The 21,761-nt window shown below is 65.1% G+C and carries 22 protein-coding genes; 10 read left to right on the forward strand and 12 right to left on the reverse strand.

Annotated elements, in window-relative coordinates:
• Positions 1-24 precede the first annotated feature (24 nt).
• The 7 genes from gatB to rpsU all read right to left on the reverse strand — a co-directional run bounded on the left by gatB (position 25) and on the right by rpsU (position 5,390).
• Positions 25-1,521: an Asp-tRNA(Asn)/Glu-tRNA(Gln) amidotransferase subunit GatB gene (gatB, locus tag Q8Q53_RS01175; RefSeq protein WP_305699913.1), complete on the reverse strand. Its 1,497-nt coding sequence runs from the start codon at positions 1,519-1,521 to the stop codon at positions 25-27.
• Positions 1,522-1,545: 24 nt separating this feature from the next.
• On the reverse strand, positions 1,546-2,523 hold the full coding sequence (locus tag Q8Q53_RS01180; RefSeq protein WP_305699914.1) for an acyltransferase: 978 nt from the start codon (positions 2,521-2,523) through the stop codon (positions 1,546-1,548).
• Position 2,524: 1 nt separating this feature from the next.
• Positions 2,525-4,009: an Asp-tRNA(Asn)/Glu-tRNA(Gln) amidotransferase subunit GatA gene (gatA, locus tag Q8Q53_RS01185; RefSeq protein ID WP_305699915.1), complete on the reverse strand. Its 1,485-nt coding sequence runs from the start codon at positions 4,007-4,009 to the stop codon at positions 2,525-2,527.
• Entirely contained in the window at positions 4,006-4,170 is a 165-nt protein-coding gene (locus Q8Q53_RS01190; protein WP_305699916.1) for a hypothetical protein, read from the reverse strand. The genes gatA and Q8Q53_RS01190 overlap by 4 nt, the downstream gene beginning before the upstream one ends.
• The gene (gatC, locus tag Q8Q53_RS01195; RefSeq protein WP_305699917.1) at positions 4,167-4,469 is read right to left on the reverse strand and encodes an Asp-tRNA(Asn)/Glu-tRNA(Gln) amidotransferase subunit GatC; all 303 of its coding nucleotides are present in this window, start codon (positions 4,467-4,469) and stop codon (positions 4,167-4,169) included. The genes Q8Q53_RS01190 and gatC overlap by 4 nt, the downstream gene beginning before the upstream one ends.
• Positions 4,470-4,517: 48 nt before the next feature.
• Positions 4,518-5,084: an FKBP-type peptidyl-prolyl cis-trans isomerase gene (locus Q8Q53_RS01200; RefSeq protein WP_305699918.1), complete on the reverse strand. Its 567-nt coding sequence runs from the start codon at positions 5,082-5,084 to the stop codon at positions 4,518-4,520.
• Positions 5,085-5,183: 99 nt separating this feature from the next.
• Positions 5,184-5,390, reverse strand: coding sequence for a 30S ribosomal protein S21 (rpsU, locus tag Q8Q53_RS01205; protein ID WP_305699919.1), 207 nt, complete (start codon positions 5,388-5,390; stop codon positions 5,184-5,186).
• Positions 5,391-5,680: 290 nt separating this feature from the next.
• Here rpsU and Q8Q53_RS01210 point away from each other — a divergent pair, with 290 nt between their 5' ends.
• The 7 genes from Q8Q53_RS01210 to Q8Q53_RS01240 are packed head-to-tail and all read left to right on the forward strand — an operon-like array spanning position 5,681 to position 11,106.
• Entirely contained in the window at positions 5,681-7,231 is a 1,551-nt protein-coding gene (locus Q8Q53_RS01210; protein WP_305699920.1) for a sodium:solute symporter, read from the forward strand.
• Between the two features lie 10 nt (positions 7,232-7,241).
• Positions 7,242-7,643, forward strand: a complete 402-nt coding sequence (gene crcB, locus Q8Q53_RS01215; RefSeq protein ID WP_305699921.1) for a fluoride efflux transporter CrcB — start codon at positions 7,242-7,244, stop codon at positions 7,641-7,643.
• Positions 7,640-8,956, forward strand: a complete 1,317-nt coding sequence (locus tag Q8Q53_RS01220) for an RluA family pseudouridine synthase (RefSeq protein WP_305699922.1) — start codon at positions 7,640-7,642, stop codon at positions 8,954-8,956. Before crcB ends, Q8Q53_RS01220 begins: the two co-directional genes overlap by 4 nt.
• Complete coding sequence (locus Q8Q53_RS01225; protein WP_305699923.1) at positions 8,956-9,558, forward strand: FMN-binding negative transcriptional regulator; 603 nt, start codon at positions 8,956-8,958, stop codon at positions 9,556-9,558. Before Q8Q53_RS01220 ends, Q8Q53_RS01225 begins: the two co-directional genes overlap by 1 nt.
• Complete coding sequence (locus Q8Q53_RS01230) at positions 9,555-10,208, forward strand: HAD-IA family hydrolase (RefSeq protein WP_305699924.1); 654 nt, start codon at positions 9,555-9,557, stop codon at positions 10,206-10,208. The genes Q8Q53_RS01225 and Q8Q53_RS01230 overlap by 4 nt, the downstream gene beginning before the upstream one ends.
• On the forward strand, positions 10,205-10,414 hold the full coding sequence (locus Q8Q53_RS01235) for a hypothetical protein (RefSeq protein ID WP_305699925.1): 210 nt from the start codon (positions 10,205-10,207) through the stop codon (positions 10,412-10,414). The genes Q8Q53_RS01230 and Q8Q53_RS01235 overlap by 4 nt, the downstream gene beginning before the upstream one ends.
• On the forward strand, positions 10,411-11,106 hold the full coding sequence (locus tag Q8Q53_RS01240) for an ATP12 family chaperone protein (protein ID WP_305699926.1): 696 nt from the start codon (positions 10,411-10,413) through the stop codon (positions 11,104-11,106). Before Q8Q53_RS01235 ends, Q8Q53_RS01240 begins: the two co-directional genes overlap by 4 nt.
• A gap of 15 nt (positions 11,107-11,121) precedes the next feature.
• Here the strand turns inward: Q8Q53_RS01240 and Q8Q53_RS01245 are convergent, their stop codons facing one another.
• From Q8Q53_RS01245 to Q8Q53_RS01260, 4 genes are read right to left on the reverse strand one after another with little or no spacing between them, the layout of a single operon-like run.
• Complete coding sequence (locus Q8Q53_RS01245) at positions 11,122-11,739, reverse strand: ABC-type transport auxiliary lipoprotein family protein (RefSeq protein ID WP_305699927.1); 618 nt, start codon at positions 11,737-11,739, stop codon at positions 11,122-11,124.
• Positions 11,736-12,674 (reverse strand): MlaD family protein, encoded by a 939-nt coding sequence (locus Q8Q53_RS01250; protein WP_305699928.1) that lies wholly within the window; start codon positions 12,672-12,674, stop codon positions 11,736-11,738. Before Q8Q53_RS01250 ends, Q8Q53_RS01245 begins: the two co-directional genes overlap by 4 nt.
• Before the next feature lie 9 nt (positions 12,675-12,683).
• On the reverse strand, positions 12,684-13,529 hold the full coding sequence (locus Q8Q53_RS01255; protein WP_371136479.1) for an ABC transporter ATP-binding protein: 846 nt from the start codon (positions 13,527-13,529) through the stop codon (positions 12,684-12,686).
• Positions 13,526-14,638, reverse strand: coding sequence for an ABC transporter permease (locus tag Q8Q53_RS01260; protein ID WP_305699929.1), 1,113 nt, complete (start codon positions 14,636-14,638; stop codon positions 13,526-13,528). Before Q8Q53_RS01260 ends, Q8Q53_RS01255 begins: the two co-directional genes overlap by 4 nt.
• A gap of 112 nt (positions 14,639-14,750) precedes the next feature.
• Between Q8Q53_RS01260 and Q8Q53_RS01265 the strand changes: the two genes are divergently transcribed.
• The 3 genes from Q8Q53_RS01265 (at position 14,751) to Q8Q53_RS01275 (ending at position 19,967) form a co-directional block, all read left to right on the forward strand.
• Entirely contained in the window at positions 14,751-17,693 is a 2,943-nt protein-coding gene (locus Q8Q53_RS01265) for a valine--tRNA ligase (protein ID WP_305699930.1), read from the forward strand.
• A gap of 148 nt (positions 17,694-17,841) precedes the next feature.
• Positions 17,842-18,573 (forward strand): 7-carboxy-7-deazaguanine synthase QueE, encoded by a 732-nt coding sequence (locus Q8Q53_RS01270; RefSeq protein ID WP_305699931.1) that lies wholly within the window; start codon positions 17,842-17,844, stop codon positions 18,571-18,573.
• Entirely contained in the window at positions 18,570-19,967 is a 1,398-nt protein-coding gene (locus Q8Q53_RS01275) for an MATE family efflux transporter (protein WP_305699932.1), read from the forward strand. Before Q8Q53_RS01270 ends, Q8Q53_RS01275 begins: the two co-directional genes overlap by 4 nt.
• A gap of 6 nt (positions 19,968-19,973) precedes the next feature.
• Here Q8Q53_RS01275 and Q8Q53_RS01280 read toward each other — a convergent pair whose 3' ends face one another.
• The gene (locus tag Q8Q53_RS01280; protein WP_305699933.1) at positions 19,974-21,668 is read right to left on the reverse strand and encodes an ATP-binding protein; all 1,695 of its coding nucleotides are present in this window, start codon (positions 21,666-21,668) and stop codon (positions 19,974-19,976) included.
• Positions 21,669-21,761 lie beyond the last annotated feature (93 nt).

The following is a 21,761-nucleotide window of genomic DNA, read 5'->3' on the forward strand; positions in this document are numbered from 1 at the left end:
ACCCGCAAGACATGCTGTAATCGTTCAGCCCAATTTCTTGCGCAGCAACTCGTTCACCACCTGCGGGTTCGATTTGCCCTGCATCGCCTTCATCGTCTGGCCCACGAAGAACCCGAACAGCGCTTCCTTGCCGCCCTTGTATTCTTCGACCTTGGCGGCGTTGTCAGCCAGCACCTTGTCGATCACGGCTTCGATCGCGCCGGTGTCGCTGGTCTGCTTCAGGCCTTCACGCTCAACGATCACCGCCGCGCTGTCCCCGGTTTCGAGCATCTTTTCCAGCACCTGCTTGGCGATGGAACCCGAAATCGTGCCGTCCGCGATCAGTGCCAGCAGCTCTGCCCCGCCCGCCGGGCTGACCGGCGAATCTTCCAGACTGCGGCCGAGCTTGTTGAGCGCGCCGAACAATTCGGAAATCAGCCAGTTCGATGCCTGCTTGGCAAGGTCCGCCTCAGGCTTGCCGGCCTTTTCGGCAGCAGCGGCGACCAGCACTTCAAACCAGCGCGCGGTTTCCACGTCCGCCGTCAGCACGCCCGCCGCATAAGGCGTCAAACCCAGCGCGTTCTCGTACCGGTGGCGCTTGGCGTCCGGCAATTCGGGCAGCGACGCGCGGCATTCCTCGATGAACGCATCCTCCAGCACCAGCGGCAGCAGGTCCGGATCGGGGAAATAGCGGTAATCGTGCGCGTCTTCCTTGCTGCGCATCGAGCGGGTTTCGTTCTTGTCCGGATCGTAGAGCCGGGTTTCCTGCACCACCCTGCCGCCGTCCTCGATCAGATCGACCTGGCGGCGCGCTTCGCTTTCCACCACGGCCATCACGAAGCGGACCGAGTTGACGTTCTTGGTTTCGGTGCGCGTGCCCAGTTCCTCGCCCGGACGGCGGACCGAGACGTTGACGTCGGCGCGCATTGAGCCCTGATCCATGTTGCCATCGCACGACCCGACATAGCGCAGAATTGTGCGCAGCTTGGCGAGGTAGGCCCCGGCTTCGACGGGCGAGCGAATGTCCGGACGGCTGACGATTTCCATCAGCGCCACGCCCGACCGGTTGAGGTCGACATAGGACATTGTCGGGTGCTGATCGTGCATCAGCTTGCCCGCGTCCTGCTCCACGTGAATGCGCTCGATCCCGATCCGCTTCACATCGGCTTCGGGGTTCTTGTCATCCAGGCTGATCTCGATCTCGCCCTCGCCCACCAGCGGGTGGTACAGCTGGCTGATCTGATAGCCCTGCGGCAAATCGGCATAGAAGTAGTTCTTGCGGTCGAACCGCGACCACTTGTTGATCTGCGCGCCCACCGCCAGACCCGTGCGGACCGCCTGCCGGATGCATTCGGCGTTCGGCACCGGCAGCATCCCCGGCATGGCCGCATCGACCAGACTGACCTGCGTGTTCGGCTCCGCCCCGAACGCGGTCGCCGCGCCGGAAAACAGCTTGGAATTCGACGTGACCTGCGCGTGAACCTCAAGGCCGACAACGACCTCCCATTCACCCGTCATGCCCTGGATACGATATTCGCTCATTGTTCGTGCCTTAGAAGAAATGCATTACTTGGCCGCGACCGGCGCTCGCACCAATTGCGCGCTGATCCGCATTGCCGGACGCTCAATCACGATAGTCAGCAGCCACGCAAGTGCGAAACTGCCGATCAGCACCACAACTTTTGCCGCCGGATTGGCGTCTGCTCCCTCGCCCAGCGCGGCCTGCACCATCCGAAGCACCGGAATGTGCGCCAGATAGAGTGTATAGGACAGCGTGCCCAGCAGTTGCATCGGTGCGCTGGCAAACAGCGATCCACCATTCCGTCCGGCGGCGATACAAAGGATGGCAATGAACGGCAATGTGACGGCCATCACCGGCCAGTATGTTGCCAGCCCCATGACCAGCACCAGCGCCGCGAACGGCCACTCAAGCCGAACCGGCAGGGAAATGTCCGCGCGATACAGCAGGTGCCCGGCGAGCAGCCCAAACAACGCCCGCTGGGGATAGTTCGATTCGCCCTGCGCCATCCCCATATCAAAGTACCCCAGCGCCAGCAGCGCAGCGATCAACAACGGGCGGACCGCTTGGTCCGGAATACGCAGCCCGGCCCGCCACGCCATTGCCGCGAAGACCGGCAAGTAGAGCTCCCAGCACACGCTCCACGCCGGGAAGTTGACCGGATCGCGCCCCGTAAAAGGAACGGCCATGATCAGTTCCAGTGGGCTGACACTCTCACGAGTAACAGCAATCAGGATCAGTGTGCTGGCATAGAATACTGGCGCCAGCCGCAGGAACCGGCGCACCGCGAACGTCCCGAGATTGACGCCTTTTCGCGCAGCATAAGTCAGCACGAAACCACTGAGCAGGAAGAACACATCGACGGACAGTTCAAACTGAAAGCCCTTCCAGCCGAGGGTGCGTGTCGTAAAGCTGTTAAATCCGACATGCAGCAACACCACGGCCAGTGCCAGCAAACCCCGCAAACCGTCCAGATCGCTGAAATGGACAGATTGGTTGGGCCGGACAACCGGATGCTGGCTCATCTTACCACCACTGCTCCGGCTTGGCCGTGAACCCGGCCCGCGCTTCGATTGCCAGACCAGCGTTGAGCACGCCCTGCTCGTCGAACGGCCGACCGACGATCTGGAGGCCCAGCGGCAGCCCTTCGCGGTTGAGGCCCGCCGGGACCGACATCGCGGGCAGACCAGCGAGGCTGGCTGGCACGGCGAACACGTCGTTCAGATACATCGCCAGCGGATCGGCGGACTTTTCGCCCAGCCCGAACGCCGCCGTCGGCGCGGTCGGGGCGAGGATCACGTCGCAGTGCTGGAACGCGAGTTCGAAATCGCGGGCGATCAGCGTGCGGACCTTCTGCGCCTGCGTATAATAGGCGTCATAGAAGCCCGCCGACAGCACATAGGTGCCGATCAGGATGCGGCGCTTCACCTCTGCCCCGAACCCGGCGGCGCGGGTGGCGGCGTACATGTCCTGCAGGTTCGCACCGTCCGGCAGATCGCGCAGCCCGTACCGCACGCCGTCATAACGGGCGAGGTTGGACGAGGCTTCGGCCGGGGCGATGATGTAATACGCGGGCAGCGCATACTTGGTGTGCGGCAGGCTGATTTCGACGATCTCGGCCCCGGCGTCCTTCAGCCAGGCGATCCCGTCATCCCAGCTCTTGGCAACATCGGCATCAAGTCCGTCGACCCGGTATTCCTTGGGAATGCCGACCTTCTTGCCCTTCATGTCGCCGTTCAGGCCCGCTTCCCAGGCGGGAACGGCCAGGTCGAGGCTGGTCGAATCCTTCGGATCGAACCCGGCCATCACTTCCAGCATGATCGCGCAGTCGCGCACATCGCGCGCCATCGGCCCGGCCTGATCAAGGCTGCTGGCGAAGGCGACGATGCCCCAGCGCGAGCAGCGGCCATACGTCGGCTTGATCCCGGAAATGCCGGTGAACGCGGCGGGCTGGCGGATCGAGCCGCCGGTGTCGGTGCCGGTCGCCGCCGGGCAGAGCCGCGCGGCAATCGCCGCTGAGCTGCCGCCGGACGAACCGCCCGGCGCCATCGCGGTGTTGCCGCCGTCGCTCCGGCGCCAGGGCGAAATGACATTGCCGAAATAGCTCGTCTCGTTCGACGAACCCATCGCGAACTGATCGAGGTTCAGCTTGCCCAGCATCCCCGCACCGGCATCCCACAGCTTCTGGCTGACAGTGCTTTCATACTGCGGCGTGAAACCTTCGAGGATGTGGCTGGCGGCGGTGGTCTGAACGCCCCTGGTGGCGAACAGGTCCTTCATGCCGATCGGCACGCCCGCCAGCTTGCCCAGCGCGTTACCGGCGGCGCGCATCCCATCGACCTTGCGGGCGGCGTCCAGCGCAGCGTCAGGCGTGGTGACGATGAACGCGTTCAGCGCCTGCGCGGCGGCAACGCGCGCGTTGAACGCCTCGGCCACTTCGACGGCGGAAAAGGTGCCGGCGGCCACGCCATCGCGGATCGCGGCAACGGTCAGATCGGTAATATTGGTCATGCTGCGTCACCCTGAACTTGTTTCAGGGTCCATCCATCGGTGTTGCTCGGAACGGGCATGGTAACACTGAGTCCTTGATTCTGGATCCTGAAACTGTCGCGGATCGAAGCAAGTTCGATCCGCTGTTCAGGATGATCGAACGAAAATGCATGCATTTTCATTCGATCACCTTGGGCACGCCAAAGAACCCGTGTTCGGCGGCCGGGGCGTTGGCCAGCACGGCATCGCGCACATCGCCGCCGGTCAGCGGATCGGCGTTGATGACATCGGCGCGCAGGCGCAGGGTGTTGGGGATCACGGCGGTCATCGGTTCAACCCCGGTGACATCGACTTCACCCAGTTGTTCGACCCAGGCGAGAATCCCGTTGAGTTCGGGCACCATCGCCTCAAGCTCGCCCGCGCTCACTTTCAGGCGGGCCAGCGAGGCGATCTTGGCCACGGTGGCGGTATCAACCGACATTGTGCAGTTCCTTGAAAAACGATTCCGATGCGCCCCGATTTCAGCGGCTTATTGGCCGCCCGGTCCCGGCATCCCCTGTGGCATGCCTTCCGGCATCCCCTGCGGCATCCCTTGCGGGCCACCCGGAGCGCCGCCTTGCATCTGCTGCATCTGCGCCTGCATCGCGCGCTGCGCGGCTTCGATTTCGGCGCGGTCCTTGAAGTCGAGCAGTTCGATCTCGAACGTCAGGTCGGTATTGGGCGGAATGTCGCCCGCGGCCTTGTCGCCATATGCGAGCGCAGCCGGAATCTCGACCTTGTACTTGCCGCCGCGCTGCATCTTTTGCAGGGCCTGGGTAAAGCCGGGGATCACGCCTTCGACCGGGAACGCGGCCTGTTCCTGCTGATCGAACACCTTGCCGTCGGGCAGCGTGCCCTTGTACTTGATCAGCACCACGTCGTTGACCGTCGGCGACGGACCGGTGCCAACCTTCAGCGTGTCGATCGCGATCGAACCCGGCAGCGTGGCATAAGCCAGACCAGCAGCGGCCAGCGCGGCGGCGGCAACGCCGATCCACAGCTTGGACAAGGCGCCCTTGGCGATGGGCTGAAGCGGAACGCGGGTGATCTCGGTCATTCTGGGCCTTCCTTCGGGCGCACAAACACAAAAGGGCGCGGATTCGTCCGCGCCCTCATGGCTTATCGCGTTGCAGCGTTCAAGGCCGCAAGCGGCGTCTTACTTGACGCCGTCGCGTTCAGCGCGCTTGCGGTCCATCTTGCGAGCGCGACGGACAGCGGCAGCCTTTTCACGGGCGCGCTTTTCCGACGGCTTTTCAAAGTGACGGCGCAGCTTCATCTCGCGGTACACGCCCTCACGCTGCAGCTTCTTCTTGAGCGCGCGCAGAGCCTGTTCGACATTATTGTCCCGGACGAGAATTTGCATAAACCGACACACCTCAACATACGAAAGGCAGGAACCCCGCTGGTCTATAGCGCGGGGTATGCACCTTTGCGAATTAGCAAAAGAAAAACGGACCGAATCCGTAAGGATCGGCTTGAACCGGCGGGCGGCTAGCAGAGTCGCGCTGGTAACGCAAGCCGGGAAAGCACCCTGAACCCGGATCAACACCTGCATGGCGAATCCCGGAACACGTGCTGTTTAGCCCGTTCGCCGCGATTGCGCCAGCCCCTGTTCTGTGGTGTCTGGCCCGCTGTTGATGGGGGCGCGGTTCCATGCAGACCAGTTTCACTATGGCCGACTGGGCCGTGCTGGCAGGCTATGTCCTGCTGCTGGCGGCGGCGGGGTGGTTTTCCACGCGGCGCGGCCTCGCCAGCCGGGACGACTATTTCCTGGCCGGGCACCACGCGCCGACCTGGCTGGTGGCGATTTCCGTCCTGTCGACCGTCCAGTCGGCGGCGACGTTCCTGGGTGCGCCCGATTCCAGCTATCGTGGCAACTTCACCTACCTGTCAGGCGTGATCGGTGCCCTGCTGGCCGCGTGGATCGTGGCGCAAGTGCTCATCCCGCGCTTCTACGCGCTGGGGGTGACGACCGTTTACGAACTGCTCGAAACCCGCTTTGACGCTACGGCACGGAGGGCTGCGGCACTGATGTATCTGCTGGGCCGCATCCTTGCCAGCGGGGCGCGGCTCTATCTCGCGGCGATTGCGGTCTCGATGATCCTGTTTCTCGATGTTTCCCCGCAACATATTGCGATATCAGCATTTATCCTGCTGCTGTTCGGACTGGTCTTCACCTTCATGGGCGGGCTGCATTCGATCATCTGGAGCGATCTGGTCCAGGTCGTGCTCTATGTCGGGGCCGCGCTGGTGGTTGCGGTTTACCTGTGGAGCCTGATTCCGCTGGATTTCGCAGCGGCGGTGGACGCGCTCCGCAACGCGCCGGATGGAACGGACAAACTGGTCCTGATCGACACCTCGCTGAACCTGACGGCACCATTCGGCATCTTCGCGGTACTGACCGGGGTCACCCTGCTCAACATCGGCTCGTCCGGGCTCGATCAGGATATCACCCAGCGCCTGATTGCCTGCCGCGACGCCAAACAGGGCAACCGCGCGCTCTATCTCGCCAACTGGGTGTCGCTGCCGGTGATCGCGCTGTTCCTGCTGATCGGCGCGCTGCTGCACCTTTATTACGCCAGCGGCGCAGCCCCGACCGGCAGCTTCAATGGCGAGCAGGTGACAGTATTCATGCACTTCATCCTGACCGAGCTGCCCCCCGGCCTGCGCGGACTGGTGACGGTGGGCGTGATCGCGGCGGCGGCGATCAATTCAGGGCTGATCTCGATGGCGTCGGTGCTGGTGAATGACCTTTACCGCCCGTTTGCAGAACGCAGCGGTCCAAGGGGCGATGTCCACTACGTGCGGGCCGGGCGGATCGCGACCATCGCGCTGGGCCTTGCGCTGTTCGGCATGGCGATCCTGTCATATTACTGGCAGCGCTATGCCGACAGTTCGCTGCTGGAGTTCGTGCTGGGGGTGATAGCGTTTGCCTATTCCGGGCTGATCGGGGTCTATGCCATCGCGCTGTTCACGCAGCGCGGTTCCTCCGCCAGCGTAATCGCCGCGTTCGCCGCCGGGTTTCTGACCGTGCTGGCGTTCCAGCCTTATATCATCGACCTGACCGGTCTGCCCGAAGCGCTGCGCGGCATCGCGTTTCCATGGCAGCTGGTGGCCGGAACGATGGTCGCCGCTGCGGTCTGCGCGCTGGCTTCCGGCAGGCCTTCGGGCAAGGGTGTGGCCAGAAGCAGGGCAACACGCTAAGGCGGGGCCGATGAACAACCCTTCTTCTTTTGCGATGTCTTCGCTCTATGTCGTTGCAGGCGGCGGCCTGGGCGCATGGCTGCGCTATCTGGTCGGCCGCCTGTGGGGCGCGTCCGGCGGGATCGCCACGTTTCCCTTTGCCACGCTGACGGTCAATGTCGTCGGCAGTTTCGCCATGGGCCTGCTGGCCGGATGGCTGGCCCGCTTCGGATCGCACGGCGAAGGCTGGCGATTGCTGCTGGGCGTCGGCCTGCTGGGCGGCTTCACCACGTTTTCGGCGTTCAGTCTGGAACTGGTGAACATGATCAACCGCGGTGCCTGGGGCGCGGCGGGCAGCTATATCGCGCTGTCGCTGATCGGCGGAATCGCCGGTCTGCTGGCTGGCCTGGCCGTAGTGCGGGGGCTGGCATGACCGATCCGAACGACAGCACCACTGTCCGCCAGTTCACCGTCCGCGCCGATGATGACGGGGTGCGGCTGGACCGCTGGTTCAAGCGCCATCTGCCGCAAGTCGGCTTTGCCACGGTCAGCCGCTGGGCGCGGACCGGGCAGGTCCGGGTCGATGGCAAGCGCGCCGATCCGGCTGACCGCGTGTCGACGGGTCAGGTCGTGCGCGTGCCGCCCGGCGGCGATGCGCCGGAATCCAAGGTCCGCGCCCGCAAGCCGCTGACCGAGGCGCAGATCGAGCTGGCCGACCGCATGGTCATCACCCAGGACCGCGCCGCGATCGTGCTGAACAAGCCGCCCGGCCTTGCCACGCAAGGCGGCAGCGGCACGTTTGAGCACGTCGATGGATTGCTCGATGCGTTCGCCGCCGAAGGCCCCCGGCCCCGGCTGGTGCACCGGCTCGACAAGGATACCTCCGGCGTCCTGCTGATTGCCCGAACGCCGGGCAGCGCGGCGTTCTTTTCAAAGCGCTTTTCGGGCCGGACCGCGCGCAAGATCTATTGGGCGCTGATTACCGGCGTGCCATCGATCGAGGATGGGTTGATCGAACTGCCGCTGGCCAAGCAGCCGGGCACCGGCGGCGAAAAAATGATGGTCGACGAAAGCGAGCAGGGCCAGTCCGCCCGCACCCGCTACCGCGTGATCGACCGGGCGGGTAACCGCGCGTGCTGGGTGGAGCTGCAACCGCTGACCGGGCGCACCCACCAGCTCCGCGTCCACATGGCGGCCATCGGCCATCCGATCGTGGGCGATGGCAAATATGGCGGGCCGGAAGCGTTCCTGTCAGGCAGCATCAGCCGCAAGATGCACCTCCACGCCCGCCGCCTGATCATCGAGCATCCGGACGGCGCGCCGCTGGATGTGGTCGCCGAACTGCCCGAGCACTTTGCGGCCAGCATGGAACAGCTGGGGTTCAGCGAGGCCGATGGCGCGGACCTTCCCGAAGCACCGCGCCTGCCCGAACGCGAAGCCCGCAAGGTCGCCGCCAAGGCCCATGCCAAGCAGTATCGCAAGGAACGCCGGGGCGAACGCCGCAGCGACCGCCGGACCCGCGTCGATGGCCCCGGGTTTGACGACGCGCCGCCAAAGAAGCGCGGCCCGACCAAAGGCAAGGGCTCGCCCAAGCCGGCCGCACCCAAGCCTGCGCCGGCCAAAGCCCCCGCCAAGCCGACGGTGCGCGCCAAACGACCAACCGGCAACCCGGCCAGTCGCCCGGCCAGCCGCCCGGCCAGCCGCCCTGCAGGCACGGGGGCAGCACCCCGCACGGGCAAGCGCTGATGCATCCCGCCGCCGCTTTCCGTCATCCCGACCGTGCGCTGTGCGAGGCGCTGATTGAGGAAATCGGGTTCGGGATGGTGTTTGCAGGCACCCCCGATGGCCCGCGCGTGGCGCACGCAGTGGTGCAGTCCACCGGTGACGGCGCGATCCAGTTCCATCTGGCGCGCGGCAATGCCCTGACCAGGCACCTGAACGGCATGACCGCGCTGATCGTCGTCAACGGTCCGGACGGCTATGTTTCGCCGCGCTGGTATGCCGATCCGAGCCAGGTGCCGACCTGGAACTATGTCGCGGTCGAACTGGAAGGGCGGGTCCGGCGGATGGATGCCGATGGCCTGCTGGCGCACCTCGAAGCGGTGTCCGACCGGCATGAGGAACGGATTGTCGAGGGCGATTACTGGTCGCTGGACAAGCTCCCGGCTGACAAGCTGCGCGGTTTGCTGGCAGGCATCGTGGGGTTCGAGATGGAAATCCAGGCCTGGCGCGAAACGCTGAAACTGTCCCAGAACAAGCCCGCCGACGAACGCGCCCGCGTGGCCGACGGGCTGGAATCCGAAGGATCGCCCGCGATCGCCCAGCTGATGCGGACGCTGGCGCCATGACGGTGAAGCTGGCGGTGTTCGATTGCGATGGCACGCTGGTCGATGGCCAGGGCGGCGTCTGCGCGTCGATGGATGCGGCGTTCGCGGCCGTCGGGCTGGCCGCGCCGGATCACCATCAGGTCCGCCGGATCGTCGGCCTCAGCCTGCCGCAGGCGATCCGCCTGCTCGCCCCCGATGTGACCGAAGCGGTGCGCGTGGAAGTGGACCGCGCCTACCGCGAGATCTTCCGCGCCGCGCGTGAGGCCGGGCAACTGGCCGAACCGTTGTTTCCGGGCATCCGCGACTGTCTGGACGGTCTGCGCGCGGGCGGCTGGACATTGGGCGTTGCGACCGGCAAGTCGGATCGCGGGCTGGAACACTGCCTGGCCACCCACGGCATTACCGGCCACTTCGTTACCCTGCAAACGGCGGACCGGCACCCGTCCAAGCCCCACCCGGCGATGCTGGAAGCCGCGTTGACGGATGCAGGCGCGGATGCGGCGCAGGCGGTGATGATCGGCGACACCCAGTATGACATCGTCATGGCGGTCAACGCCGGGGTGCGCGCCATCGGGGTCGACTGGGGCTATCACACACCCTACGAACTGCTCGATTCCGGGGCCGAAACGGTGGTCCAATCGCCCGCCGAGCTGCTGGAGTTGCTGCGATGAGCCAGGATCCCGCGATGGCGCGGTTCTTCATCATTCAGGCCGTGCGCGCTGCTGGAGTGGCGGCAGCGGTCTATGGGATGGTCGCGCTGGCAGGCAAAGCGCAAATCCCGCCGCCCGCCGGACTGGTGCTGACCCTGATCGGCATGATCGTGGCCTATCTTGGCCCGATCACCCTCGCCAAACGCTGGAAAAGTCCCGACGCATGAAGCGCTTTTACAAGGAAGCTGGTGCTGCCCCGGTGGCGGGCGGCTGGCAGGTTACGCTGGATGGCCGCGGGATCAAGACCGCTGGCGGACGTCCGCAGCTGGTGCCGACCGAAGCCGCCGTCACGCTGCTGGCCCGCGAATGGGCCGAGCAGGGCGAGGACATCGACGCAAGCCGGTTCGTGCTGCGCGATCTGGCCGATTATGCGCTGGACGTGGTCGCGGGGGACCGAGCCGACGTGATCGCCACGCTGCTGCGCTACGCCGAAACCGACACGCTGTGCTACCGCGCCGAAGCGGGTGAGCCGCTGGAAGCGCGCCAGATCGAAGCGTGGGAACCGCTGCTGAAAGCGGCCGAAGCGCGCTGGGACATTCAGTTCGAACGGATCGGCGGCGTGATCCACTGCCCCCAGCCTGCCGCCACGCTGAAGCGGCTGGAAGCGGTAGTGCAGGTCGAAACCGATTTCACGCTGGCCGCGCTCAACACGCTGACCACGCTGGCCGCATCGCTGGTGATTGGCCTCGCGGCGCTGGCCCCCGATGCCGATGCCGGCGCGCTGTGGGACATCGCCAACCTTGAAGAGGACTGGCAGGCCGAGCTGTGGGGCAAGGAACAGGAATACCTCGACCACCGCGCCCGCCGCCTGCGCACGTTCGCAGCCGCGATGGAATTTGTCCGGGCCGTGCGCGGTTAGGGCGCGGTCAGGCGCTCAACGCACCATCCACTCTGCCACCTGCCCGGCGACATCGTTGGCAGCCCGGTTGAGCGCCACGCCAACCGCGCCGGATTCGGCCGCGACGCCGGGGACCACGCTTTCGAACCGCCGGGTGGTAACCTCACCCTTTGGTCCGGTGCGGAACGCGTCGAACCGCACGACCGCTGTCATCGCCTGGGCATCATAGCCCATGTCGAGCAACCGGCCTGACAACCGCGTGGTGACCAGCGGGGAAGCCTGATCGTCTTCCAGCACCAGCCGGGCGGCCCCCGCCTGCTGGGTATAGGCGCGCAGCGTTTCGGCCAGCAGCCCGCGGAACAGCCGGGCCGGACGCTCCACCCACAGCGCGTCCTTCAGATAGGCCACGCTCGTAGCGCTGACCTGCACCGGCACGCGCTGCACGGCCAGGCGCTTGTCCGTTTCCGGCTCCATCACCATGATCGCGGTTGCGCCGGTGCCCGATGCCAGCGCCCCGGCGGGCGCGACCATGGTCGGGGTCAGGCTGAGCAGTGAGGGCGGCGGTTTGCCCCCGCCCAGCCCGAGACAGCCGGTCAGCGCGAGCGCGGCGGCAGTGGCCGCGGCAAGGCGCAGCAGTTTTGCGGTCTGGGTCATGGCTTGTATTCCGGCAGCTTGTCCCCGCCCAGCAGCGCGGCCGCGCCCTGATCGTTGACCTTTTCAGTCAGGTCGCGCAGCGCGCGGGTGGTGGCGCGCAGATCGCGGATCGCCGCTTCGGCCTGCGGCAGCGTGGTATCATTGAGCTGGCGCGCGGCGGGCCGCACATCGCCCAGCGTGGCATTCAGCGTTTCCGATGTCTTCTCGATCGATTTCAGCGAAACGCGGAACTGTTGCAGCATCTGCTTGCCATCCCCGTTGATCGTGGCGTCGGTATTGGCGGCTACCTGCTCAAAGCTTTTCAGCGCGACCCGGGCATCCTGCAAAGTCCCTTGCAGTTCCACCAGCGTGCGCTGCAATTCGGGCGAGGCGTTGGCCAGCTGCCCGGTCACCCGGTCGGTGTTGGCCAGAATATTCTCGATCGATTCCTGGTTCTTGTCGGAAAACACCATGGTCATCCGCTCCGTCAGCGTCGCCAGCCGTTCCAGCAGGACCGGTGCGCTGTTCAGCAGTTCACCCAGCCCGCCACGCTTGGTCGGGATGACCGGCACGCCTTCCGGGCCTTTTTCAGTCAGCGGCGGCGCGCCGCGCACCGCACCTTCCAACTGAATGTTGGACACGCCGGTAAACCCGCTCTGGATCGAAGCCGTGGTGCCCAGCAGAACCGGAACATCGTTGCCCAGACTGATCCGGACCCGCACGAAACTGGGGTCCTTTTTCCACAACTCGATCGTTTTCACCTGCCCCACAGGCACGCCGGAAAAGTTCACCGCCGATCCCTTGGACAGGCCATCGACCGATTGCTTGAAGAACACGTCGTATTCCTGCTGGTTGGTCTGACCCAGCCGCGCAATCCAGATGACAAACGCCGCCAGCAGCGCGATCAGCAGCAGCGTAACTGCTCCCACCCAGACGTGATTGGCCCGTGTCTCCATCGCCGTGCCTTATGCCCCCTGCCCGTCTGACTTGTCGATGGCTTTCGCCCGGTGCTGTGCGGCATCCGCCGCCCGGCCGCGCGGACCGTTGAAATACTCCTGGATCCACGGATGGTCCAGCGCCAGCAATTCCGGGATCGTCCCCACGGCAATCACCTGCCGGTCGGCGATCACCGCCACCCGATCACAGATTTCGTGCAGCGTATCGAGGTCGTGCGTGATCAGGAACACCGTCAGCCCCAGCGTGTCCTGCAATTCCTTGGTCAGCGCATCGAACGCCGCCGCGCCGATCGGGTCCAGCCCGGCGGTCGGCTCATCGAGGAACAGCAGTTCGGGATCGAGCGCCAGCGCCCGCGCCAGGCCTGCGCGCTTGCGCATCCCGCCAGACAGTTCGGACGGATATTTCGCCGCGGCTTCCGGCGGCAAGCCTGACAGCATGACCTTGAACCGCGCGATTTCGTGGCGCAGTTCCGCGCTGATTTCGGGGTAGAACTCTTTCAACGGCACTTCGACGTTTTCCGCCACGGTCAGCGTGGAAAACAGCGCCCCGCCCTGAAACAGCACGCCCCAGCGGCTGCGGATGTCGATATCGTCATCGTCTCGGGCATCGGTGATCGACTGGCCCAGCACGGTGATTTCGCCCTCGGTCGGCACCTGCAACCCGATGATCGATCGCATCAGCACCGACTTGCCCGTGCCGGACCCGCCAACGACGCCGATGATTTCCCCGCGCCGCACGGTCAGCGACAGGTTGTCATGAATGACATGCTCACCAAAGGCGTTGCGCACGCCTTCCACGATGATCGGGAAATCGCCGGTGAAGTGCATGTGACTTTCGGTCTGGTGCGAGTTCATCCCCAGCCCACTTCACTGAAGAATACCGCAAAGAACGCGTCGAGCACGATCACGGTAAAGATCGCCTGCACCACCGCGATGGTCGTGCGCAGGCCGACTTCTTCCGAATTGCCGGCCACCTGCATCCCCTGATAGCAGCCCGTCAGCGCCACGATCAGCCCGAACACCGGGGCCTTGATCAGCCCGACCCACAGATCGTGCATCGGCACGACTTCCTGAATGCGCGCCAGGAACGTGAAGAACGGGATTTCCAGCGTCAGCGTGGAAATGAACGCCCCGCCCAGGATCGACATCAGCGCGGCATAGAACCCCAGCAGCGGCATCACCAGCACCGCGGCCAGCACGCGCGGGATCACCAGCGCTTCCATCGGGGATACGCCGATGGTCCGCATCGCGTCCACTTCCTCGGTCAGTTTCATCGTCCCGATCTGCGCGGCAAAGGCCGATCCGGACCGGCCCGCGACCATGATCGCGGTCATCAGGATACCCAGTTCGCGCAAGGACAAGCGCCCGGTCAGGTTGACGGTATAGATTTCGGCCCCGAACTGGCGCAGCTGTTCCGCGCCCTGCTGCGCGATCACGATTCCGATCAGAAAGCTCATCAACCCGATGATACCCAGCGCGTTCACGCCCACCAGCTCCATCTGGCGGACCAGCGCCTTGATCCGGAAAGTGGACGGATTGCGGATGAGGTTGCCCATCGCCACCAGCATCGCCCCGACAAACCCCAGTATGCCGACCGTGCCGCGCGCCAGCGCAAAGACAAACCCACCGGTCGCTTCGGGCACGCGCTCCAGCATGGGCAGCCGCTCCGGCGCGATCGGGATGTCGCTGGGGCCGCGCTGGACGGTGGCGATCAGCCGCTCGGCCTCCTCGCTCGCGCCGGTCAGTTCGGCGTCGTGGTCACGGATCAGCCGCCAGACGATCCACGCGCCAACGGTATCGATCTCCGGAACGGCGGTCAGATCGATCCGCACCACCGGCGCGGCCAGCGCCCGCAGCCGCCGGTCCAGCGGTCCGGCCGTGGCAACCACCAGCGGCCCGGAAAAGGCGATTGTCAGCCCCCCGCTCTCGTCCGTCTGCTCGGTAAAGTCTGCCCATTCCCGCATCACCGCAGTCATGCGGGAAAATGCGGGTGCCGACAAGCGCCGCGCGCTGCTTGGCTGCCACCCGCGCCGAACGCTTGCCTAGACGGCGGGGCGCTGGCAAAGGCCCGGAACGATGACAGACACAGCGCTCGACAAGACTTTCGACCCCGCCGCGATTGAAGCGAAGTGGTATGCCCATTGGGAACAAGGCGGCCTGTTCCGCCCGGATCGCCCCGATGCGGTGCCCTATACCATCGTCAATCCGCCGCCGAACGTAACCGGCAGCCTGCACATCGGCCACGCGCTGGACAACACGTTGCAGGACGTGATGATCCGGTATGAACGGCTACGCGGCAAGGATGCGCTGTGGGTGGTCGGCACGGACCACGCGGGCATCGCTACGCAGATGGTGGTTGAGCGCCAGCTGGAAGCGAAACAGGACAAGCGCACCAACTATTCCCGCGAAGATTTCATCGCCAAGGTCTGGGAATGGAAGGCCGAAAGTGGCGGCACGATCACCGGCCAGCTGCGCCGTCTGGGCTGCTCGATGGACTGGTCCCGCGAACAGTTCACCATGGACCCGCACTTCACCCGCGCCGTGGTGAAAGTGTTCGTGGACCTCTATAACAAGGGCCTGATCTACCGCGACAAGCGGCTGGTGAACTGGGACCCCAAGCTGAAGACCGCGATTTCCGACCTTGAGGTGGAAACGCGCGAGGTGAAGGGCGGCTTCTGGCACTTCAGGTATCCGCTGGCCGACGGCGTGAAGCGCGCCGATGGCCTCGACTATATCGAGGTCGCGACCACACGCCCCGAAACGATGCTGGCCGACATGTGCGTGGCCGTCCACCCGGACGACGCGCGCTATCAGTCAGTGATCGGCAAGGACATCCTCCAGCCGCTGACCGGGCGCCGGTTCAAGGTGGTGGCGGATGAACACGCCGACCCGGAACTGGGCAGCGGCGCGGTGAAGATCACGCCGGGGCATGACTTCAACGACTTCGAAGTGGGCAAGCGCGCCGGGATCAAGGCGTCGGACATGCTCAACATGTTCGATGCCGAAGCGAAGGTGGTGCAGACCGGCGATGGGCTGGTGCCGGCTGAATTCGTCGGTATGGGCCGCTTCGATGCCCGCGCGCTGGTGGTCAGCCGGATGAAGGAAGCGGGCTACCTGATCCCGCACGTCACGAAGACCAAGGACGGCGAGGAAGAACTCCACGACGCCGAACCGCGCACGATCCAGACCCCGTTCGGGGACCGTGGCGGCGTGGTGATCGAACCGTGGCTGACCGACCAGTGGTATGTGAACGCCGCCGAACTCGCCAAGGCGCCGCTGGAAGCCGTGCGTTCGGGCGCGATCGAGATCGTCCCCAAGACGTGGGAAAAGACCTTCTTCAACTGGATGGAAAACATCCAGCCGTGGTGTGTGAGCCGCCAGCTGTGGTGGGGGCACCGGATTCCGGCTTGGTATGGGCCGAAGATCAAGCCGGAAGGCCCAAGCGACATCGGCAAATCGGAACTCGAACTGTCACTAGAAGAAGTCGTGTTCGTGGCCGAAGACGAGGCGGAACTACTCCCGAAGGTTCGCGAATATTATGGTGTCACGGATGGCGAGTTGTTCATTCACGATACGATGGAATCTTATCTGGAATGGGACTCTGCGCTAACAAGCGGTGGTCCTGATGCACTCCTCCAACGCGACAAGATTCATCTTTATCGCGAGGAAGACGTCCTCGACACGTGGTTCTCCTCGGCGCTGTGGCCGTTCGCCACGCTCGGCTGGCCGGATGAAAGCCCTTCCCCATTGGGGAAGGGTTGGGATGGGGGTTCCCCGCCAGCGTCGCACCCCCACCCCAACCCCTCCCCCACGGGGAGGGGCTTACTCGCCAAGCACTACCCCAACGACCTTCTGGTTTCCGGCTTTGACATCCTGTTCTTCTGGGATGCCCGCATGATGATGATGGGTCAGGCGATGACCGGGCAGAACCCGTGGCCGCGCCTCTATCTGCATGGGCTGGTCCGCGCCGCCGACGGCCAGAAAATGTCCAAGTCCAAGGGCAACGTGGTCGATCCGCTGCTGCTAATTGACCAGTACGGCGCGGACGCGCTGCGCTTCTTCATGGCGGCGATGGAAAGCCAGGGCCGCGATGTGAAGATGGATGAGCGCCGGGTCGAGGGCTATCGCAACTTCGCCACCAAGCTGTGGAACGCGGCGCGCTTCTGCCAGTCGAACGGGATCGGCGCGAGCCAGTCGCTCACCGCCCCGGCGGCTACAGCTGCGGTCAACAAGTGGATCATCGGCGAAGTCGTTGAAACCGTCGCCGCACTGGATCAGGCACTGGCTGACCTGCGCTTCGATGCCGCCGCCAACACGATCTATCACTTCGTCTGGGACCAGTTCTGCGATTGGTACATCGAACTGATCAAAGGGAACTTCGACGCCGAAACCAAGGCCGTCGCCGGCTGGGTGCTCGACCAGATTCTGGTCATGCTCCACCCGTTCATGCCCTTCGTGACCGAGGAACTGTGGTCGAAGCTTGGGGATCGCGCGGCTTACCCGCTGATCACCGCGCAGTGGCCCCAGCCGGGTGCGGCGGTGGACGGCGAGGCGAAGGCGGAGGTCGACTGGCTGATCGCACTGGTCGGCAACTTGCGCACCGCCAAGAACGAACTCGGCATTGCGCCGGGCGCGCGGCTTGACGCCTATCTGCCGCAGCCGTCCGAGGCCACGCGCGGGATCATCGAGCGCAACCCGGCGGTGATCGAGCGGCTGGCCCGCCTGAACGGCATCCGGTTCGAAGCGCCCCCCGCCGGGGCGGCGATGCAGATCGGTGCAGGTGACGCCAACATCACTGTGCCGCTGGAAGGCGTGATCGACATCGCGGCGGAAAAGGCCCGGCTCGAAAAGGCGCTGGCCGTGTCGCAAAAGGAAGCCAAGAGCCTTGAAGGGCGGCTGGGCAACCCGGCTTTCGTTGAAAAGGCCAAGCCCGAGGCCATCGAAAAAGCCCGCGCCGACCATGCGCTCCACGCCGCCGAGGCCGGGCGGCTGGCCGCAGCACTGGCGCGGCTGGGGTGATGAAGCAGCGCACCTTCCTCCCCCTTGGGGGAGGGGGACCATCCGCAGGATGGTGGAGGGGCACGTGCCCCCTGCCCGCCGCTGCGGGTGCGGCCTGTGCCCCTCCACCAGCTGCGCTGGTCCCCCTCCCCGTACCGGGGAGGAAGGTATGCTGACCCTTGCCACCACCACGCCCGGCGAGCCGGAGATCTTTGCCTCGCTGCAGGGTGAAGGGCCGTCCGCCGGGCGGCCCTGCACGTTCGTGCGGCTATCACGCTGCAACCTGGCCTGCACCTGGTGCGACACCGCCTATACCTGGCGGTTCGAAGGCGATAACCGCCCCCACCGCGACGATCTGGCATTCGCGCGCAAGGCCAACCAGATCGTGCTGGACGAATCCGGTGTCGCCGCGCGGATCATGGCGCTGGGGCAGGACCGGCTGGTCATCACCGGGGGCGAGCCGCTGCTGCAAGGTGCGGCGCTGGCGCGGATGGTCGCGCTGCTGGATGGCCACCGGGTGGAAATCGAAACCAACGGCACGGTCGCCCCGCACCCCGCGCTCGATCCACTGGTCGCGCAGTACAACGTGAGTCCAAAACTGAAGCATTCGGGCAATCCCGCTCAAATCGCATTGATTCCCGAACGGCTGGCCGCCTGGGCCGCCGATCCGCGCGCGACGTTCAAGTTCGTGATCGCGGAACCGGCGGACCTTGACGAAGTGCTGGCGCTGCAAGCCGCCCACGCCATTCCGCCGGAACGCGTGATGCTGATGCCCGAAGGCACCGCCAGCGCCGTGATCCGCGACCGGTCGCGCTGGCTGGCGCCGCTGGCGCTGGCGCACGGCATGCGCCTTTCGGACCGGTTGCACATCCATCTCTATGGTGACACGCGCGGCACATGAGTGAAGCGCCCGTCCCACCCGCCCCCCTGCGCGGAGATTTGACGCAGGGGCCGCTGCTGCGCACGCTGATGCTGTTCGCGCTCCCGCAACTGGTGGGCAACGTGCTGCAATCGCTCAACGGATCGATCAACGCGATCTGGGTCGGGCAGTTGCTGGGCGACAAGGCGCTGGCGGCGACGGCCAATGCCAACATCATCATGTTCCTGCTGTTCGCGCTGGTGTTCGGGTTCGGCATGGCCGCCACGGTGAAAATCGGGCAGGCCTGGGGGCGCAAGGATGTGCCCGGCGCACGGCGCGCACTGGGCACCGCGCTGGGGCTGACCGGAGCCATCGCGCTGGTCACGACCGCGGGGGGCATGGTGCTGGCGCCGCAGCTGCTCGATCTGCTGGCGACGCCGGGCGATGCGCGGGGCGAGGCGCTGGCCTATTTGCGCGTCGTGTTCATCGCCAACCCGGTGGCCACCCTCACCACGATGATCGCGATGGGCCTGCGCGGCGCGGGCGATGCGGCCACGCCGCTGCGCTTCCTGATCCTGACAGTGGTGCTGGACGTGATCCTCAACCCGCTGCTGATCCTGGGGTTCGGCCCGGTCCCGCCACTGGGGATCGCAGGTTCCGCCTGGGCCACGGTGATCGCATCGACCGTCGGCCTGATCGGACTGCTGGCATGGATCTATGCCAAGGACCTGCCGCTGCGCCTGCGCGGGAGCGAGCTACGCTGGCTGAAACCGCACCGCGCCGAACTGGGCTTCATCCTGGCCAAAGGCCTGCCGATGGGCGCGCAGATGCTGGTGATTTCGGGCGCGGGGGTGATCATGATCGGGCTGGTCAACCGCGAAGGGATCGTGATGGCGGCGGCCTATGGCGCGCTGCTGCAAGTGTGGAATTATATCGGGATGCCTGCGATGGCGATCGGCGGCGCGGTCAGCGCGATGGTCGCCCAGCACATCGGCGCCGCGCGCGAAGAACGAGTCGATGCGATCGGCTGGGCCGGGTCAGTCGCCAACCTGGCGATGACCGGGGCGCTGATCGCGGTGCTGTTGCAGTTCGACCGGCCGGTGCTGGAACTGTTCCTGGGCAGCGCCAGCGCGGCAGTTCCGGCAGCGCTGCATATTCAGGATCTGGCGATCTGGACTTATCTGCCGTTCGGCGTGACCATCGTGCTGTTCGGCACGCTGCGCGCTTACGGCGTGATCTATGCCCAGCTCGCCGTGCTGCTGGTGTCGATGTATGCGGTGCGGCTGGGCGCCTATTGGCTGCTCTATCCGCACCTGGGCGCGGATGCGCTGTGGTATTCGTTGGTCATCAGCTCGATCCTGTCGATGCTGCTGACGCTGGCGATTTACTTCCTGGCCCCCTGGCGCAAGCGGATGCTGGCGCGGATCGCTGGCTGAACCCCCTCAGCGGCCCTGCGCGCGCCAGCGCTGAACGGTGCGCTGGACCATTTCCTCCTCGCCTCCGCTGCTCGACCACAGCTGGGTGATCGACGGATCGGCGCTGGCCGGACGCTTCGATTCTTCCAGATCGTCAAAGCTGACCCGGATCGGAATCGACACACCTTCACCGCAGATGATGCATTCGCGGTTGCGCAGCGCCGGGATCGAATCGAGGAACCCGCGCGCGCCTTCGGGCATCGCCGCTTTCACGAAGGCCTGATCGCGATCATTGTTGAGCCGCATCGAAATGATCGTGCCGCACTGCGACAGCACGCCTTCGGCCAGATCCGACGGACGCTGGGTGATCAGGCCCAGCGAAACGCCGTACTTGCGGCCTTCCTTGGCGATCCGGCTGAGGATGCGGCCAACGGATGAGCCATCGGCGTTCTTCTCGTTCGGCACATAGCGGTGCGCTTCTTCGCAGACCAGCAGCACGGGCCGGGTCTTTTCATCGCGCGACCAGATCGCAAAATCGAACACCATCCGGCTGAGCACGGCCACCACGGTCGAGGTAATGTCCGAAGGCACGCCCGACACGTCGATGATCGAAATCGGCTTGCCCCGGCTGGGCATCCGGAAAATCTTGGCGATGAAATCGGCCATCGTATCGCCCACCAGCATGCCGGAGAACATGAACTGGTAACGCGGATCGGCCTTGATCTCGTCGATCTTGTTCTTGATCCGCATGAACGGCGCGGACGACGTCGCTTTGTCCAGCTTGCCCATTTCGGTCTGGATCATGTTGGTCAGATCGGACAGCAGATAGGGGATCGGCGAATCTACCGTGATCTTGCCCATGCTTTCGGCCAGCCGGTTCTTCGACCGCGCGGCCAGCAGGCACTTGGCCAGAATGTCGGCATCTTCCTGCCGTTCGTTGCCGCTGCTGGTCAGGAACACTTCGCAGTGTTCTTCGAAGTTCATGATCCAATAGGGCATTTGCAGGTTCGACACGTCAAAGATCATGCCGGTCTGCTTGAACGCCGCGCCATATTCACCGTGCGGATCGATCATCACGATATGCCCGTCCGGCGCGTGTTCGCAAATCCGGTGCAGGATCAGCGCGGCACTGGTCGATTTGCCGGTGCCGGTCGAACCCAGCAGCGCGAAGTGCTTGCCCAGCATGGAATCGACATACAGCCCCGCGCGGATATCGCGGGTGGGAAACACCGTGCCGACCTGGATGCTGGTGCGACCGTCGCTGGCATAGATCTGCCTCAGATCGCTGCTGGTGGCGGGATAGATCAGCGCGCCGGGAATGGGGTAGCGCGTCACCCCGCGGCGGAAACTGTGGATACGGCCGGTCAGGCGCTCTTCATCGCCCTCGCCCAGAAAATCGATGTTGGCCATGATCCCGCCGGGGGTCTTGGAATCCTGGCGCTGGGTGCGGACGCTGGCGAGCAGCCAGCTTTTGCCGACCCGGATCTTGATCTGGCTGCCAACTTGCCCGGCCAGCCCAACCGACGGGTCGCTGTCGGCCGAGCATTCCTGCAGGCGTTGCAGATCGAGCGCGATCGCAGAACCGGACCCGGCGATTTCCAGCACGATGCCAATGGGTTCGCGGGCATTGTCGAAATCCTGCCCCGGAATGGCTTCCGCCGGGATATCGCCGGTCTGCGCCGGCTGTGCTGCGCCAAATCCCCGCTGGCTCATATCGTTCATAACGTCCGTCCGTTGTTCTTTTTCGGCAACCCGACCCGGTTGCCTTCAAGGTCATAGGTTTGGAGCGTTAAGATTAACCTAAACAGCCGGTGG

The organism is Novosphingobium sp. (assembly GCF_030699305.1).
Taxonomy (GTDB): Bacteria; Pseudomonadota; Alphaproteobacteria; order Sphingomonadales; family Sphingomonadaceae; genus Novosphingobium.